This is a genomic window from Micromonospora sp. MGP-C2, assembly GCF_057766525.1.
Genome location: NZ_JBYMEN010000002.1, coordinates 2990417 through 3007317, shown reverse-complemented (window position 1 = coordinate 3007317; position 16901 = coordinate 2990417). Strand labels below are relative to the sequence as shown.

Sequence of the window (16901 nt, the reverse complement as noted above, 5' to 3'; positions counted from 1 at the left end):
TTCAATGGCTGAACAAATAGCGGACAACACCACCACCCGGAGGTCGCTCATGGCACCCCGTCCCACTCCCGCCGACAAGTTCTCCTTCGGGCTCTGGACCGTCGGATGGCAGGCCCGCGACCCGTTCGGTGACGCGACGCGCCCCGAGCTCGACGCGGTCGAGGCGGTGCACCGGCTCGCCGAGCTGGGCGCGTACGGCATCACCTTCCACGACGACGACCTGATCCCGTTCGGCGCCGACGCCGCCACCCGTGACCAGCACATCGCCCGGTTCCGCAAGGCTCTCGACGAGACCGGCCTCGTGGTGCCCATGGTCACCACCAACCTCTTCACCCACCCGATCTTCAAGGACGGCGGTTTCACCAGCAACGACCGCGACGTCCGCCGGTACGCGCTGCGCAAGGTGCTGCGCAACGTCGACCTGGCCGCCGAGCTGGGCGCGAGCACCTTCGTCATGTGGGGTGGCCGCGAGGGCTCCGAGTACGACGTCGCCAAGGACGTCCGCGCCGCGCTGGACCGCTACCGCGAGGCGGTGGACCTGCTCACCCAGTACGTCATCGACAAGGGCTACAACCTGCGGTTCGCCCTGGAGCCCAAGCCCAACGAGCCGCGCGGCGACATCCTGCTGCCGACCATCGGGCACGCGCTCGGTTTCATCTCCCAGCTGGCGCACCCGGAGATGGTCGGCCTCAACCCGGAGGTCGGTCACGAGCAGATGGCCGGGCTCAACTACGCCCACGGCATCGCCCAGGCGCTCTGGCAGGGCAAGCTGTTCCACCTGGACCTCAACGGCCAGCGCGGCATCAAGTACGACCAGGACCTGGTCTTCGGCCACGGTGACTTGATGAACGCGTTCGCCCTGGTGGACCTCCTGGAGAACGGCGGCCCGAACGGCGGGCCGACCTACGACGGCCCCCGGCACTTCGACTACAAGCCCTCCCGCACCGAGGACATGGACGGTGTCTGGGCCTCGGCCGCCGCCAACATGAGCACCTACCTGCTACTCAAGGAGCGGGCAGCGGCGTTCCGCGCCGACCCCGAGGTCGTCGAGGCACTTGCCGCCAGCAAGGTCGGCGAGCTGAACACGCCGACGCTCGGCGCGGGGGAGAGCTACGACGAGTTCCTGGCCGACCGGTCCGCGTTCGAGGATGTCGACGTCGACGCGGTGGCCGCCCGGGGCTTCGCCTTCGTCCGGCTCAACCAGCTCGCCGTCGAGCACCTGCTCGGCGCCCGCTGAGGCCCCGCCATGCCGTTGGTCGCAGGCGTCGACTCGTCCACCCAGTCCTGCAAGGTGGTCATCCGGGACGCGGAGACCGGTGCCCTGCTCCGGCAGGGCCGGGCGCCGCACCCGGATGGCACCGAGGTCGACCCGGAAGCCTGGTGGCAGGCACTGCGTAGTGCCGCCGACCAGGCCGGTGGGCTGGCCGACGTGGCCGCGATCTCGGTCGCCGGCCAGCAGCACGGCATGGTGTGCCTCGATGAGGACGGCCGGGTGGTCCGCCCGGCGCTGCTGTGGAACGACACCCGATCCGCCGACGCCGCCGCCGACCTCGTCGAGGAGGCCGGTGGCGGCGCGGCCGGGCGTCGGTTCTGGGCCGAGGCCACCGGAAGCGTGCCGGTGGCCAGCTTCACCCTCACCAAGCTGCGCTGGCTGGCCACACACGAGCCGGAGCGGGCAGCCCAGGTGGCGGCCGTCTGCCTGCCGCACGACTGGCTGACCTGGCGGCTGGCCGGCGCACCAGGGCTGGACGCGCTGCGTACCGACCGGGGTGACGCCAGCGGCACCAGCTACTGGTCGCCGGCCACCGGGCAATACCGACTGGACCTGCTGGAGCGGGGCTTCGGCCGGCGGTTGGTGCTGCCCGAGGTGCTCGGTCCGGCGGAGTCGGCGGGAAAGCTGTCCGACGTGCTGGGTGGGCCAGGCGGCGCGCTCCTCGGCGCGGGCACCGGGGACAACGCCGCCGCCGCGCTCGGCGTCGGTGCCGGGCCCGGTGACGTGATCGTCTCGATCGGCACCTCCGGCACGGTGTTCAGCGTCGCCGACGTGCCGGCCGCCGACGAGAGCGGTGCGGTGGCGGGCTTCGCCGACGCGTCCGGTCGCTTCCTGCCGCTGGTCGCCACGCTCAACGCGGCCCGGGTGCTGGACGCCGCCGCCGCGATGCTCGGGGCCAGCCTGGACGAGCTGGCCGAGTTGGCGCTCTCCGCGCCAGCCGGCGCGGACGGGCTGGTCATGGTGCCCTACCTGGAGGGTGAGCGAACGCCGAACCGTCCGCTCGCCACCGGCGCTGTGCACGGCCTGACCCTGCGCACGTCGACCCCCGCGCACCTGGCCCGGGCCGCCGTGGAGGGCATGCTCTGCGCCCTCGCCGACGGCCTGGACGCGCTGACCGCGCAGGGTGCCACCGCCCGCCGGGTCATCCTGGTCGGCGGCGGAGCCAGGTCGGCCGCGGTCCGTCGGATCGCGCCGCAGGTCTTCGGCTGCCCGGTCGTCGTCCCGCCAGCCGGGGAGTACGTCGCCGACGGCGCCGCCCGGCAGGCCGCCTGGGTCGCCCTGGGCGGTCCCACGCCGCCGGTCTGGGCGGTCGAGGGCACCGAGGAGTACGCCGCCGAGCCCGTCCCCGCGGTGCGTGAGCAGTACGCCGCGGCCCGCGGACTGGTTCTCGACCGGCGCTGACCGTTGGGATCGACGTGGGTGGGTGCCGGTCGACGGTGACCGGCACCCACCCACGTGACGACCTCCTCGACGGAGTCTGGTTGGCTGCCGGTCATGACGGTGACCAGTGGCGGGCCCGGCCAGGGGCGGGCGCAGTCCGGCCCCCGCCCGCCTGGCCGGGGCGGTGGCCCGGCCCACCGGTTGTACAGCGTCGTGGTGTTCGTGCTGCTCGCCTCCCTGGACAACGTGGCGATCGGGCTGGTGCCGCCGCTGTACGGCCCGATCTCCGACGCGTTCGCCGTGTCGGGGCGGCTGCTCGGTCTGGTCACCGCGGTCAGCTTCCTGGTCAGCGCCGTGGCGGCGGTCGGCTGGGCGTACGTCGGCGACCGGACCAACCGCAAGCCGCTGCTCATGGTGGGCACGCTGCTCTGGGCGGCGGGCACCGGCGGCAGCGCGCTCGCCGGCGGCTACCTCACGTTCCTCGCCGCACAACTGGTCGCGGCGGTCGGCCTCGGTGCGGTCGGCTCGGTCGGCTTCTCGGTGGTCACCGACCTGATCTCACCGACCCGGCGCGGGTTGGTGATGAGCTTCTGGGGGCTGTCCCAGGGGATCGGCACCCTGGCCGGCACCCTCGTCGGCGGGCTGCTCGGGGCGGCTGACTGGCGGCGACCGTTCCTGCTCCTGACCGGCGTCGGCCTGGCCGCCACCCTCGCGTACCTGTTCACGTACGACGTCCGCCGTGGCCAGAGCGAGCCGGAACTGGCCGGCAGGCTCGACGCCGGCGCCGAGTACGACTATCGGATCAGCCGCGCCGACCTACCGCGCATCCTGGCCCGACGGACCAACCGGTGGCTGATCCTGCAGGGCCTTACCGCGCAGGCCGCCTTCGGCTCGCTGGTCTGGCTGCCGGTGCTCTTCGCCGAACGGGCCGAGGCCCAGGGATATTCGACGTCGACAGCTGTGGTGGTGGGCAGCGTCTTCGCCACACTGTTCCAGCTCGGCGGAGTGCTCTCCATCGTGGGCGGCCTGATCGGCGACGCGGCGCAGCGGCGTACGCCGAGAGGGCGGGCCCTGGTCGCCGCGGTCGGCATCCTCGCGGCGCTGCCGTTCTACCTGGTGTTGTTCTTCGTCCCGGTGACCATCGACGTGCCGGACGGCGCGAGTGGCGGCGCGGTCGTCGGCGCGGTGCTGGCCAGCGTCTTCACCGAGCCGTCGGTGGGGCTGAGCCTGCTCACCGCGATCGTCGCGCTCGCGCTGACCTCGGCCAACTCGCCGAACTGGTTCGCGCTGATCGCCGACGTCAACCCACCCGAGCACCGGGGGACGGTCTACAGCCTGGGCAACCTGGTCAACGGGGTTGGTCGCGCGGCCGGCAACGGGTTGGTCGGGGTGGCGTTCCAGGGGCTGCGAGCGGCATTCCCGCCGCCGTTGAACTTCGCCGTCGGGCTGGCCGCGTTCCAGCTCTTCTTCATCCCCACCGGTGTCATGTACTGGCTCGCCTCGCGGACCTCACCCGAGGACATCGACAACGTGCACGACCTGCTGCACACCCGCGCCGACCGCCTCTGACCCCGCGCGCGCCGCCCCCGCCCCCACCGACCGCCCTGATCCGCGCAACATCTCCGAAAGTGCTGCCTCAGTCGAGCGTGAGGGGCCAACATCCCTGATGTTGGCCCCTCACGGGCTGGGGTCAGGGTCAGCGCAGCCAGACCGTCACGTCGGTCGGGACCGCGTTGTCGTCGTCAAGGGGTGCGCTGGTGGCTAGCACCTCGGCACCGGTCGGCAGCGGCACCGGGGCCGCACCGAAGTTGGTCAGCACGGTCAGCTCACCGTTGCGGAAGGTCAGCGTCTCGTCGCCCGAGGACACCCACTCCAGGGTGCCGCGACCCAGCCCGTGCTCGCGGCGCAGCCGCAGCGCCGCGCGGTACAGCTCGTACGTGGAGCCGGGCACGTCGCGCTGGCGGTCCAGCGCGTACTCCGCCCAGAGCGCGGGCTGCGGCAGCCAGCTCGCGTCGGTGGGCCCGAAACCGTACGACGGGGCGTCGGCCTCCCACGGAATCGGCACCCGGCAGCCGTCCCGGCCACGCTGGGTGTGCCCGCTGCGCTCCCAGGTCGGGTCCTGCCGGGCCTCGTCGGGCAGCGTGGTGTGCTCGGGCAGCCCCAGCTCCTCGCCCTGGTAGAGGTACGCCGAGCCAGGCAGGGCGAGCATCAGCAGGGTGGCTGCGCGGGCCCGGCGCAAGCCGAGGGCCGCGTCCGGCTGCGGGTCGCCGATGCCGATGCCGTTGGGCCGGCCGCCGCCCACCGCCAGGCCGAGCCGGGAGGCGTGCCGCACCACGTCGTGGTTGGACAGCACCCAGGTGGTCGGCGCGCCGACCGAGTCCGTCGCCTCCAACGAGCGGGTGATCACCGCGTACTGGGCCGGTGCCGTCCACGCGGCCAGCAGGTACTCGAAGTTGAACGCCTGGTGCATCTCGTCCGGGCGGACGTAGCGGGCCAGCCGCTCGGCCGGCTCCACCCAGGCCTCGGCGACGAGCACCCGCTCGCCCGGGTAGCTGTCCAGGACCTGCCGCCATTGCCGGTAGATGTCGTGCACGCCGTCCTGGTCCCACATCGGCGGGCGCGGCTTGTCGATCTCGTTGCCGGAGAGAATCTCCTGCGGCTCCTGCCAGTCGGCCAGGTCGGCCTGCTTGATCAGGCCGTGTGCCACGTCGACCCGGAAGCCGTCCACCCCACGGTCCAGCCAGAACCGCAGGACGTCCAGGAACTCCGCGTGGACCTCCGGGTTGTCCCAGTTGAGGTCCGGCTGGCCGGTGTCGAACAGGTGCAGGTACCACTGGCCGGGTTTGCCGTCCGGGTCGACCGTCCGGGTCCAGGCCGGGCCGCCGAAGACGCTCTGCCAGTCGTTCGGCGGCTGGTCACCGGTCGGGCCGAGGCCATCCCGGAAGATGTACCGGGCCCGCTCCGGGCTACCGGGCGCGGCGGGCAGGGCGGCCTGGAACCAGCGGTGCGCGGACGAGGTGTGGTTCGGCACCAGGTCCACGATCACCCGCAGGCCGCGGGACCGGGCCTCGGCGATCAGCTTGTCCGCGTCGGCGAGGGTGCCGAACAGCGGGTCGATGTCGCGGTAGTCGGCCACGTCGTAGCCGGCGTCGGCCTGCGGCGACGGGTAGAACGGGGAGAGCCACACCGCGTCCACGCCCAGCTCGACGAGGTGGTCGAGGCGGGCGGTGATGCCGGGTAGGTCACCGATGCCGTCCCCGTCCGAGTCGGCGAACGAGCGGGGATAGATCTGGTAGATGGTCGCCTCGGTCCACCAGCCGGTGACCGGGTGACCGGAGGGGGTCTGCTGCGTCGGATCGGTGTTCAGGGTCTTCTCCCGTGTCGAGCTGTGGGTGGACTGCCGGCGGTGCTCCTGCCGGCTGCGTCGCCGCCAGCCGCCGGCCGGCGGCGAATGGTTGAAGTTCTTCAGTGTGCCCGGGGTGGTGCGGTCGAGTCCCGGACCACCAGCCGAGTGGGCAGGATCACCGGCGTGGCGCCGTCGGTGCCCTGGTGACCCACGAGGGGGCCCGGAGGTCGGGCTTCGAGCGGGTCGAGCAACATCCGTGCGGCCAGTCTGCCCTGCTCGGCGGCGGGTTGGGCGATGGTGCTGAGCCCGAGCACGCCGGCCAGGTCGTGGTCGTCGATGCCGATGACGCTGACGTCCTGCGGCACCCGCAGTCCGGCGTCGCGCAGCGCGGTCATCGCGCCCATCGCCATCTCGTCGCAGGCGGCGACGATCGCGGTCGGCGGCTCGCCGCGGGCCAGCAGCTCCTCGGTGGCCCGGGTGCCACCGTCGATGGTGAACGTGGATTCGACGTCCAGGGTCGGGTCGAGCCGCAGACCGGCGGCGCGCAGTGCCGCCTGGTAGCCCCGGCGGCGGTCGAGGTGGGTGGTGAAGGCCAGCTCGTCGTCCGGGTCACCGGAGATGTGCGCGATCCGGTGGTGCCCGAGGTCGAGCAGGTGCCGGGTGGCGGCCCGGGCAGCGGCCACGTCGTCGATGCGGACGCAGGGCCAGTTGGGCACCCTGCTTCCCGAGCTGATGGTCACCCCGGGGAGTTCCAGGGCGGCCAGCGCGGTCATATCGGCCGGCCGCAGTGGCGTGGCGACCAGCATGATGGCGTCGACCCGCTTGTGCAGGTTGGCCGTACGCAGGACCCGCTGGCGGACCTGCTCCCGGCCGCCCAGGTTGTAGAGCAGCAGGTCGTAGCCGGACTCGTGGAGGTATTCCTCGACCGCCTCGACGATCGTGCTGAAGAACCAGCGGGTGATTCGGGGGACCACCACCGCGACCGTGCCGGTCCGGCCCCCGGCCAGCCGGGACGCGCTAGGGGAGACCTCGTAGTCGAGCTGCTCGGCGGCGGCGAGCACCCGGCGTCGGGTGGCGGCCGAGACCGTCGGCAACCCGCGCAGGGCCCGCGAGACGGTGGCCGTGGACACTCCGGCCAGCCGGGCCACATCATCAATCCTCGTCACGGTTCCCCCGCTCGGTGCCCGGAGCGCCCGCCGCCGCCCGAGGGGCCAGGCGGCGGCGGGCAAGCGGGTCAGCCCTTGACGCTGCCGGCGAGCAGACCTCGCACGAAGAAGCGCTGCAGGGACAGGAAAACAATGAGCGGTACGACGATGGAGACGAACGCGCCAGCGGTGAGGCGCTGCCACTCGTTGCCCCGGGTGCCGGCCATCTCGGCGAGCCGGACGGTGAGCGGGGCGGTCTCGTTGCCGCCGCCGGCGAAGATCAGCGCGACCAGCAGGTCGTTCCAGACCCAGAGGAACTGGAAGATGCCGAACGCCGCGAGTGCCGGGGTGATCAGCGGCAGCACGATGGTGCGGAAGATCTTCGGGTGGGTGGCCCCGTCGACGCGGGCCGCCTCCATCAGGTCACCCGGCAGTTGCGAGATGAAGTTGTGCAGCAGGAAGACGGCGAACGGGAGCGCGAAGCAGGTGTGCGCGAACCACACCTGGGCGAACTTCTGCTCGTCGACCAGATCCCAGGCCGGCATCAGGGTGACGCCGCCGAGGGTGACGCCGGTGGAGAAGAACTTCAGCAGCGGCACCAGGGCCATCTGCAGCGGCACGATCTGCAACGCGAAGATCGCGATGTAGACCCAGTCCCGGCCGCGGAAGTTGATCCAGGCCAGCGCGTACGCGGCCAGGCAGGCGAAGGCGAGCGGGAAGAGCACCGACGGGATGGTGATCGCCAGGGAGTTGATGAAGGACCCGGCGAGCTGCCCGGAGGACGACGACCGCCCGAACAGGACCTGCTGGTAGTTCTCGAACGTGAACTGCGGGTTGGTGAAGGCCGTCCACCAGCCGGTGGTCTTGATCTCGTCTTCCGGTCGGAGCGAGGACACGAGCAGGCCGAAGGTCGGAATGGTCCAGACCACCGCGATGATGACCGAGACGAGGGTGGCGGTGCGGCTGTTCAGCCGCTTGCGGACCCGTCCGGCAGTGGTGGTCGGGGTGCCGTCGGTCTTCTGGGTGCCGGCGGCGACAGTTGGCGTTGCGGTCGTCATCTCAGCCCTCCCGCTGTTGACGGAGGTTGCGGATCTGGTAGATCACGACCGGGATGACCAGGATGAAGAGGAAGACCGCGAGCGCGGAGCCCTGCCCGTTCTGACCGTACCGGAACGCCTGGTTGTACATCTCGCTGGCGATCACGCTGGTGTCGTAGTTGCCGTTGGTCGAGGTCCGGACGATGTCGAAGACCTTGAGCGTGGCGATCGTGAGGGTCACCACCACGACGATCAGCGCCGGCCGGATGCTCGGCATGGTGATCTGCCAGAACATCTGCCACGGGCTGACCCCGTCGAGCCGGGCGGCCTCCACGATGTCGCCGGGGATCGCCTTGATCGCGGCGGAGAGCACCACCATGGCGAAACCTGCCTGGATCCAGACCATGATGACGATCAGCAGCAGCGTGTTCAGGGGCGATTCGAGCAGCCACTGCTTGGGCTCGCCGCCGAGGCTGACCACGATCTGGTTGAGCAGGCCGATCTGGTCGCCCTCACCACGGTAGGCGTAGACGAACTTCCAGATGATGCTGGCGCCCACGAAGGAGATGGCCATGGGCAGGAAGATCAGTGACTTGGCCACGGACTCGAACCGGGCCTTGTCCACGAGTACGGCGTAGATGAGGCCGAACCCGGTCGCCACCAGGGGGACCAGGAGCACCCAGATCAACGTGTTGATCAGGACCCGGACGATCGAGTCGTCGGAGAACATCCAGCCGTAGTTGCGCAGCCCCACCCAGTTGGTGCTGCTCCCGTCCATCAGGGAGAGCATCGTGGTGCGGATGGCCGGCACGACCAGGCCGATGGTGAGCAGCAGCAGCGTCGGCAGCAGGAAGAAGAGCGCGAAGAGCCCTTCCCGCGGCTTGGTTCGGCGGGGGAGTGGAGCTCCACTCGCCGAGGCGGCGACGAGTTGTGCCTCCCGTCGCCGGGCGAACCAGGCCGGCACCACGTCGAGCAGCAGGAGCAGACCGCCCACCACCACGACGAAGGCGACCAGCCCGTACATCAGCATGAGGAGCTTCGGCTGCTGATCGGCGAAGTCGAACTCCATCAACCCTCCCTCTCGGGTCCACCGCAGTCGGTGGCCCGGCCCGCGGTCACGGGCCGGGCCACCGCCGGGATCACTTAGGCCAGCTGCTCTCGATGCCCTGGAGCACCGGGGCGGTCGCCTTGCCGTTCAGCCACTCGACCATGCCCTTCCAGAACGTTCCCGCGCCGACGGCTGCCGGCATCAGGTCGGAACCGTCGAAGCGGAAGGTGCCGCTCTTGTCCTGGAGGATCTGGACGGAGAGCTTGTCGATCGGGCTGGCCACGTTGGCGATGTCCAGCTTGTTGTTCGCCGTGACCCAGTTGCCGAGCTTCGCGCGGCTGTTGACGTACTCGGCCGAAGCCAGGTAGGTCTGCACCGCCTGGACCTCGGGACGGTCGGCGTAGCCGACGACGAACTCGCCCGCGCCCAGCACCGGCTTGCCCTTGGCGGGGTCGATGGCCGGGAAGTAGAAGGCGAACGCGTCGCCGTCCTGAGCCACCTTGGTGCCCTCGGGGAACTGGTTGGCGTAGAACGACGCCTGCCGGTGCATCGCGCACTTGCCGTTGGTGACCGGCACGCCCGCCTCCTGGAAGGAGGTGGTGGTGATGCTCTTGACGCCGCCGAAGCCGCCGTTCATGTACTTGTCGTTCTTGAGGATGGTGCCGGCGCGGTCGACCGCGTCGACGATCTTCGGGTCGTTGAACGGGATCCCGTGGGTGGTCCACTGGTCGTAGACCTCGGGGCCCTGGGTCCGCAGGATCACGTCTTCGATCCAGTCGGTGGCCGGCCAGCCGGTGGCGTCACCGGACTCGACGCCCGCGCACCACGGCTTCATGCCACTGGCGGCGATCTTGTCGCTCAGGGCGATGAGCTGGTCCCAGGTGGTCGGAACCTCCCAGCCCTTCTCCTTGAACGTCTTCGGCGAGTACCAGACGAAGGACTTCACGTTGGCGCCGAGCGGCACGCCGTAGAGCGTCCCGTTGACGGTGCCGTACTTCAGCCAGTCGGCCGGCATGTTCTGCTCGGCGAGGGCCTTGGTGTCGGCGCTCAGGGACTTCAGCTTGCCGGCGTCCGCGAAACGCTTCACGAGGCCGGGCTGCGGCACGAAGGCGATGTCGGGGGCGTTGCCGCCGTCGACCCGGACCGGGAGCTGCGCCTCGAACTCGCCGCTGCCCTCGTAGTCGATCTCGATGCCGGTGCACTTGGTGAAGTCCGACCAGGAGCGCTCGAGCAGGTCCGCCTCGGCGTCACGGATGGACGCGTAGATCGAGACCTTCTTGCCGTCGTGGCCCTCGTACTTGTCGTATGCGGCGCACTCCGCGGAGCCCGCGTTGTTGCTCTTCTTGTCGTCGCCGGTACCGCAGGCGGTGGCGCTGAGCGCCAGCCCGAGTACGCCGGCGATCACGAAGGCCTGGCGTGGTCTGGTAAAGACCGCCATGCCGTCCTCCTTCCTAGCCGGCGCGGTCGTGCTGGTGACCCGTCGCCGGTCCGATTGGGCGTGCACACATGTAAGCGCTTGCATCCGGTCCGGTCCACCCCCTGTCAGACACGAGCGAGTAACAATCCGGAAACCTGCGAGCTGCCTCGTGGGCGCGCTCCCGGGGCGGATCCCCGACTCTTTCGAAGATTGGCGATATCTGTCAGGCTAGGGCCACCCCATCGAAGGTTTTCAACATAGGAGGAGCTGTATGCGAAAGCGGTGGATCAGCCTGCTGGTGGCGGGTGTGCTCGTCGGAGGAGTCCTGGCGCCGGCCAGCCCGGCGCTGGCCGCGCCGACCTTCAAGGTGCCGTTCCCGTGCGGCCAGTCCTGGTCCGGGCAGACCCGATCGGGTCACAGCCCGGCGAACGCCGTCGACTTCAACCGCACCGACGATCAGGGCGACCCGGTGGTGGCGAGCGCGCCCGGCACCGTCGACCGCGTGACCGACCTCGGTGGCACCAGCTACGGCAAATACGTCCGGATCAACCACGGGGGCGGTTACAGCACCTACTACGCCCACCTCAACGGCTTCAACGTCTCCGTCGGGCAGACGGTCGGCTACGGCAAGGTGCTCGGCTGGGTCGGCACCACGGGCGGGTCGACCGGCCCGCACCTGCACTACGAGCAGCGCCTCGACGGCGCCGACATCAAGGTGCGCTTCAACGGCACCCTCGCCCTGTACTGGGGCACCAAGACCTACACCAGCAACAACGGGTGCTCCTCGGGCGGCGGCAACGGCACTGTCGACACCAGCGGCACCCCGCTGACCGTCCGCTCCGGTCCCGGCACCGGGTACGCCTCGGTGGGCACTGTCGCCGACGGCACGCGGGTGACCATCGCCTGCCAGACCAGCGGCACCACGGTCACCGGCACGTACGGCACCAGCTCGATCTGGGACCGGATCGGCAGCGGTCGGTTCATCGCCGACGCGTACGTGTACACCGGGTCCGACGGATACATCCCCGGCGTGCCCCGCTGCTGACCCGGGGATGGCCACGGTCCCCGGCGGGCGCCGCCGTCGGGGACCGGTCAGGTCAGGAGTTCAGCTGCCAGATCGACAGGTTCAGGGCGGCGGCGAAGGTGACCCAGGCCCAGTAGGGCAGCAGCAGCGCCGTCGCCACCCGTGACACCCGGGCGAACAGCACCACGGTGAGCCCGATCGCCAACCACATCACCACGATCTCGGCGAACGCCAGCCCATACTGCCCCGCGCCGAAGAACAGCGGGGTCCAGATGGCGTTGAGCACCAGTTGGGCGGTCCACGCCCAGAGTGCGGGGCCGAAGCCGACCCGCTGCCACACCAGCCAGCCGGCCACCGCGATCAGTGCGTAGAGCAGCGACCAGACCGGGCCGAACAGCCATGAGGGCGGTGCCCAGCTGGGCTGCTGGAGGCTCGCGTACTCGCCGGTGGTGCCCTGCACCCCCAGACCGCCGATCGCGGCCGCGACGAAGACGGCCGCCGCGAAGCCCACGAGAGCCCACCACCGCCGCCGGCCGGAGGTCCTCGGAGCGTCCTGAGATGTCTCCATGGTCGAGATAATTTCCATCCAGCGTCAGGTCAAACCGCCGGTAGGGCGTCCGGTACAGCGCCGCCATCACAGCGTGGGAGCGCCCACAAGAAAGCGCCGGGATCGCCCCGGCCGGTGCTCCTGTCGGGAGGACGGAGCTCCGGTCGCGGCGACCCCGGCGGGTCCCGGTTTTTTAGGAGGTACGCACGCTAATTGAAGATGCTGACACCACCCGGGCCGACCAACAGCCCGACAACGATGAGGACGATGCCCCACAGGATCTGCCGGCGGAACAGCGCGAGGATGCCGGCGACCACGAGTACGACTGCGAGAATCCAGAGAATCAGCTCCATGACGTCTGACTACCCGACTGGCCGATCGGGGAAACCTGGTCGGTGTCGAGTTGATCGCCGACGTGGAAGACGCTGTACGCCTGCTTGATCACCGGGTGCGCGACGTTGCGGACGCGTACGCCGCCGGGGGTCGTGCCGCGCTCGGTGCCGGCGTGCGCGTGCCCGTGCAGGGCCAGCGCCGTGGGCGCCGAGTCGATCGCCTGCCCCAACTGGTACGAGCCGAGGAACGGGTAGATCTCCAACGGTTCACCGGCCAGCGTGTCCGGCACCGGGGAGTAGTGGGTGAGCGCGACCAGCATGTCGCAGTCCAGCGAACGGAGCGCCGTGCCGAGAGCCTCGGCGCTCTCGTTGGTGGTCCGGACGAACGCCTTCATCTCCGGCTCGCCGAAGTCGCTGGCGCACCGCCCGGCGAACCCGCCGCCGAAGCCCTTGACGCCGGCGATGCCGAGCCGACCGCCGGCGCAGTCCAGCACGACGCCGTTGCCTTCCAGCACGGTGATGCCCGCGTCCTCGAGGACCTTCACCACCTGCGGCACCTGGTCACACTGGTGGTCGTGGTTGCCCAGCACGGTCACCACCGGCACGGCCAACCCACCGAACTCCTCCGCCACGCAGCGCGCCTCGGCCTCGGTGCCGTGCCGGGTCAGGTCCCCGGCCAGCAGCAGCACGTCGGCGCACTCCGGCAACTCCTCCAACGCGGGACGGAACCGACCGACCACGTCCTCGTCCAGATGTACGTCGCCCACGGCGGCGATCCGGATCACCATGGAACCTCCCTCAGGGCAGTTGCTCGATCTCCGTGGGCGCCTCGACGCGGATCACCCCGATGTCGCTGGTGATCGGGACGTCCGGGAAGCGCTCGGACACCCGGCGCAGGATCTCCTCGCGTCGGTGTGGGCTCTCCACCTCGCCGTAGAGCACGATGGCGCGTTCCCGCCGCACCACGGTGATCCCCTGTTCGGCGACGGCGGGGTCCTCGGCGAGGAGCCGTTGGATCTCCGCCTCGACGTACTCGTCCGGTGGCCCGGCGCCAATGTCGCGTTGGTGGGTCACGATGTCCCCTCTCCGGTCGGGGTGCCGGCGGCCGGCACCACCTCCAGCCGGTCCAGCAGCACCAGGAACGCCTCGGCGTACGGCGAGTGCTCCGTCTCCTTGCGTACCCGCTCCCAGTCGATCTGCTCCCGCAGGGAGCGGGCCAGCGGCAGGCCGCGGGCGAAGTCGCAGTAGTGCTGGGAGAAGCTGAGCAGTTTGTGCACCATCAGCTGGGAGGCGGACAGGACCGGCATCTGGATCGCGTCCACCGGCCGGATGACCGTGTCGGCGAACGTCTCCTCCGTCACCGGTGTCTCGATCGGCCGGTGGATCAGATCCACCATCCGGCCGTCGTCGAAGACCTTGACCAGCCAGTCCTCCGGGGGGCGCTCGGCGACGAACCCGGCGGCGACCAGGGCCTCCAGTGCCTTCTCCACGTCGACCTCCCGGATCAGGAAGTCGACGTCGTGCTCGCTGGAGTGGCCCCCGTGGGCGTAGACGGCGAAGCTGCCGCCCAGGGCGAACGGGATCTCGGACTGCTTGAGCACGGCGGCGACCTTCTTGAGGGTGTGCACCAGACTCTCGTCTCCGCGCTCAGCCATCTGGTTCTCCCGTCGTCGTGTTGGTGGACCGGCGGTTGGATACGAACTCCGGTACCCGGCATTCCGGTCGGCCACACCTGCGGGTGTCCCGGTCGGGTGTCAACAGGGACAAACCATCACATACCTCACGGGTCGGGTGCGCGGGTCGGATAACCTGTCGAGGGTGGCCAGATCATCGGGGATGCGACGACGCAGGGCCCGGTTGCGCACTGTCGCCCTCATCGGCATCGACGGCTCGGGCAAGACCACTCAGGCTCACCGACTGGCCGACGCGCTGAACGCGGCCGGCCGCCCCGCGAAATACCGCCGCAACGCCAGCGGCCGTCGTTGGCTCGGCCGGCTCGCCAACCGGCTCGGGCGGCCCGACGCCCAGCGGCTGGTCGGGCGCGACGGTGTGCTGGCGGTGGAGTCCGTGCTGCGCTGGCTCGCCATCGCCGTAGCCCTGATCAGCTGTCTGCTCACCGGCCGGACGGCGGTGATGGACCGTTACTCGGCCTGCCAGTACGCGAGCATCCGGGCCCACGGTGGGCAACGCTGGGAACGGTTCGCACGGGCCGGCTACCGGCTCTTTCCGACGCCGCAGGTGACCTTCCTGCTGGCCGTGGACCCGGCGGAGGCGTACCGGCGCATCGAGGAACGCGGCACCGACCACGAGACGATGGGCTGGCTGACCGCGGCGGACACCGCCTACCGGGCCCTGCCCGAATACCCGAGTTTCGTGCTGGTGGACGCGGGCCGCACGGCCGAGGAGGTCACCGAGCAGATCCAGGCGCACCTGGAGACCTGGCTGCCAGCGCCTTCCAGGGCGGCACCCGGTGAGGTGCCCCCGCTGGTGACTCAGGCCCGCCCGTAGACCGGAACGGTGGCACCGCTGGTCGGGGCCGACTCCTCCGACGCGAGGAAACGGATCACCGATGCGATCTCGGCCGGCGCGACCCAACGGGAGTGGTCGGCGTCGGGCTGGGCGGCCCGGTTGGCCGGGGTGTCGATGACGCTGGGCAGAACGGTGTTGCAGCGGACGTTGCGGGGCCGGTATTCCACCGCGACCGCGTTAGCGAAGGCCAGCACCCCGGCCTTGGCCGTCACGTAACCGGCCGCGCCGGCGAACGGGGCGACCGCCGCGCGGGCCGAGACGCACACCACCGCGCCACCACCGGCCGCCACCAGATGCGGCAACGCGGCCTGGGTGACCAGGTAGGTGGGCCGCAGGTTGACGGTGAGCATCCGCTCGAAGACCTCGATCGGGGTCTCGTGCACCAGACCTTCGCTGGCGTACCCGCCGACGAGGTTGACCACGGCCCGCAGGGGCGCCGCCGGGTCGCCGGCGGCGGCCTCGACCGCCCGCGTCGCGCCCGCCGGGTCGCTGAGGTCCGCGACCAGCCGGAGCACCCCCGCTGCCGGCTCCGACCCGGGCCGGGCTTCCCGCTCCGGTACGACCACCCGCCAGCCCGCCTCGACGAACGCGGCGACGGCCGCCCCGCCGAGCCCGCCAGCCCCTCCGGTCACCAACACGCTGCGCTCCGCCATGCGCCTCACGCTAGCGTCCCGTCCGGCCGGCGCCTGCCGGTGCTCCACAGCCGACGCTCTGCCCAGAGCAGAGTGGCTGGCCGAACCGCCTACCGGCGGCGCAGGATCGGCGGATGCGGATCCTCATTCTCGGTGGCACCCGGTTCCTCGGTCGGGCGGTGGCGCAGCTCGCCCTCGACCAGGGCCACGACGTGACCTGCGCGGCCCGGGGCGTCTCCGGCGTCGTGCCGGCTGGGGTCCGGTTCGTGCCGGTCGACCGCGACGACCCGGACGCCCTGGTGCCGCTCGCCGACGACGGCTTCGACGCCGTGGTCGACGTGACCCGCCAGGTCAGTCACGCGCGGCACGCGCTCTCCGCGCTTGCCGACCAGGTGGGCCACTGGTCCTTCGTGTCGACGATCTCGGTGTACGCGGACAACACCACCCCCGGCCAGACCGCCGCGGACGCACCGGTGCTGCCGGCCGCCCCGGCGGACGTGGACGGTCCGGTCGGCCCGGACCACCGTTGGTACGGCGAGTGCAAGGTGAGCATCGAGCAGGCGGTCCGGGAGCGGGTGGGCGTGGACCGCTCGTTCATCTGCCGAGCGGGCCTGATCGTCGGTGCCGAGGATCCGAGCGACCGCTTTCCGTACTGGGTGCGGCGCCTGTCGGCCGGCGGAGAGGTTCTCGCGCCCGGGCAGCCGACCGACCGGGTGCAGTTCGTGGACGTCGCCGATCTGGCGGGTTGGTTGCTGCACGCCGCCGGCACCCGCCTCAGCGGCACGTACGACGGCATCGGGTCGGCGATGACACGGGCGGACCTGCTGGCCGGGATAGCGGCCGGGCTGGACGCACCGGAGCCCGTCCTGACCTGGGTGGATCAGGATTTCCTGGCGTCCCACGACGTTCGCGAGTGGTCGGGGGAGCGGGCGCTGCCGCTGTGGGTGCGACTGCCGGAGTCCGGCGGCCTGATGGACCGCGACGCCCGACCGGCTCTGGACGCCGGGCTGGCGGTCCGTCCGTTGCCTGACACCGTTCGGGCGACCGCGTCCTGGATGGCAGCGCAGCCGGCCGCCGTACGGCAGGGTGGTCTCGACCCGGCGGATGAGGCGGTGGTCCTGCGGGAGTGGCAGGCTGTGCGGGACCGGTGATCCCGGCAGCCGACACTTTCCCTACCGGACAGTCATAGTT

At 70.9% G+C, this 16901-nt stretch carries 17 protein-coding genes; 6 read left to right on the top strand and 11 right to left on the bottom strand.

The window, feature by feature from the left end; all coding sequences use genetic code 11:
• Positions 1-49 precede the first annotated feature (49 nt).
• The 3 genes from xylA to AC3CF1_RS13470 all read left to right on the top strand — a co-directional run bounded on the left by xylA (position 50) and on the right by AC3CF1_RS13470 (position 4222).
• Positions 50-1237: a xylose isomerase gene (gene xylA / locus AC3CF1_RS13480; protein WP_141910899.1), complete on the top strand. Its 1188-nt coding sequence runs from the start codon at positions 50-52 to the stop codon at positions 1235-1237.
• 9 nt (positions 1238-1246) lie between these two features.
• Complete coding sequence (gene xylB / locus AC3CF1_RS13475) at positions 1247-2674, top strand: xylulokinase (RefSeq protein ID WP_354982297.1); 1428 nt, start codon at positions 1247-1249, stop codon at positions 2672-2674.
• Positions 2675-2767: 93 nt separating this feature from the next.
• A complete protein-coding gene (locus AC3CF1_RS13470) occupies positions 2768-4222 on the top strand; it encodes an MFS transporter (RefSeq protein WP_354982296.1) in 1455 nt (484 codons plus the stop codon).
• 127 nt (positions 4223-4349) lie between these two features.
• Here AC3CF1_RS13470 and AC3CF1_RS13465 read toward each other — a convergent pair whose 3' ends face one another.
• From AC3CF1_RS13465 to AC3CF1_RS13445, 5 genes are all read right to left on the bottom strand, one after another.
• On the bottom strand, positions 4350-6020 hold the full coding sequence (locus tag AC3CF1_RS13465; protein ID WP_488452079.1) for a glycoside hydrolase family 13 protein: 1671 nt from the start codon (positions 6018-6020) through the stop codon (positions 4350-4352).
• 98 nt (positions 6021-6118) lie between these two features.
• Positions 6119-7165, bottom strand: a complete 1047-nt coding sequence (locus tag AC3CF1_RS13460; RefSeq protein WP_141910896.1) for a LacI family DNA-binding transcriptional regulator — start codon at positions 7163-7165, stop codon at positions 6119-6121.
• A gap of 68 nt (positions 7166-7233) precedes the next feature.
• Positions 7234-8202: a carbohydrate ABC transporter permease gene (locus AC3CF1_RS13455; protein ID WP_179780684.1), complete on the bottom strand. Its 969-nt coding sequence runs from the start codon at positions 8200-8202 to the stop codon at positions 7234-7236.
• A gap of 1 nt (position 8203) precedes the next feature.
• Entirely contained in the window at positions 8204-9250 is a 1047-nt protein-coding gene (locus tag AC3CF1_RS13450; RefSeq protein ID WP_179780683.1) for a carbohydrate ABC transporter permease, read from the bottom strand.
• A gap of 70 nt (positions 9251-9320) precedes the next feature.
• A complete protein-coding gene (locus tag AC3CF1_RS13445; protein WP_354982295.1) occupies positions 9321-10667 on the bottom strand; it encodes an ABC transporter substrate-binding protein in 1347 nt (448 codons plus the stop codon).
• Positions 10668-10917: 250 nt separating this feature from the next.
• On the opposite strand from AC3CF1_RS13445, the gene AC3CF1_RS13440 reads away from it, so the two are divergent.
• Positions 10918-11691 carry a M23 family metallopeptidase gene (locus AC3CF1_RS13440; protein ID WP_088949850.1) on the top strand — a complete coding sequence of 258 codons (774 nt, stop codon included), beginning with the start codon at positions 10918-10920 and terminating at the stop codon, positions 11689-11691.
• 52 nt (positions 11692-11743) lie between these two features.
• Here the strand turns inward: AC3CF1_RS13440 and AC3CF1_RS13435 are convergent, their stop codons facing one another.
• The 5 genes from AC3CF1_RS13435 to AC3CF1_RS13415 form a co-directional block, all read right to left on the bottom strand.
• A complete protein-coding gene (locus tag AC3CF1_RS13435; RefSeq protein WP_099848095.1) occupies positions 11744-12238 on the bottom strand; it encodes a TspO/MBR family protein in 495 nt (164 codons plus the stop codon).
• Between the two features lie 188 nt (positions 12239-12426).
• Positions 12427-12570: a GPGG-motif small membrane protein gene (locus tag AC3CF1_RS13430; protein ID WP_007464364.1), complete on the bottom strand. Its 144-nt coding sequence runs from the start codon at positions 12568-12570 to the stop codon at positions 12427-12429.
• The gene (locus AC3CF1_RS13425) at positions 12561-13337 is read right to left on the bottom strand and encodes a metallophosphoesterase family protein (protein WP_488450586.1); all 777 of its coding nucleotides are present in this window, start codon (positions 13335-13337) and stop codon (positions 12561-12563) included. Before AC3CF1_RS13425 ends, AC3CF1_RS13430 begins: the two co-directional genes overlap by 10 nt.
• Positions 13338-13347: 10 nt before the next feature.
• Positions 13348-13623 (bottom strand): BON domain-containing protein, encoded by a 276-nt coding sequence (locus AC3CF1_RS13420; protein ID WP_088949847.1) that lies wholly within the window; start codon positions 13621-13623, stop codon positions 13348-13350.
• Positions 13620-14204, bottom strand: a complete 585-nt coding sequence (locus tag AC3CF1_RS13415; protein ID WP_088949846.1) for a nucleotidyltransferase — start codon at positions 14202-14204, stop codon at positions 13620-13622. Before AC3CF1_RS13415 ends, AC3CF1_RS13420 begins: the two co-directional genes overlap by 4 nt.
• A gap of 181 nt (positions 14205-14385) precedes the next feature.
• On the opposite strand from AC3CF1_RS13415, the gene AC3CF1_RS13410 reads away from it, so the two are divergent.
• Positions 14386-15057 (top strand): dTMP kinase, encoded by a 672-nt coding sequence (locus AC3CF1_RS13410; RefSeq protein WP_488452078.1) that lies wholly within the window; start codon positions 14386-14388, stop codon positions 15055-15057.
• Here the strand turns inward: AC3CF1_RS13410 and AC3CF1_RS13405 are convergent.
• Positions 15042-15731 (bottom strand): SDR family NAD(P)-dependent oxidoreductase, encoded by a 690-nt coding sequence (locus tag AC3CF1_RS13405; RefSeq protein ID WP_141910890.1) that lies wholly within the window; start codon positions 15729-15731, stop codon positions 15042-15044. The two genes, AC3CF1_RS13410 and AC3CF1_RS13405, sit on opposite strands and share 16 nt — an antisense overlap.
• Before the next feature lie 113 nt (positions 15732-15844).
• Here AC3CF1_RS13405 and AC3CF1_RS13400 point away from each other — a divergent pair, with 113 nt between their 5' ends.
• A complete protein-coding gene (locus tag AC3CF1_RS13400; protein ID WP_488450585.1) occupies positions 15845-16861 on the top strand; it encodes an NAD-dependent epimerase/dehydratase family protein in 1017 nt (338 codons plus the stop codon).
• The last annotated feature ends 40 nt before the right edge of the window (positions 16862-16901 follow it).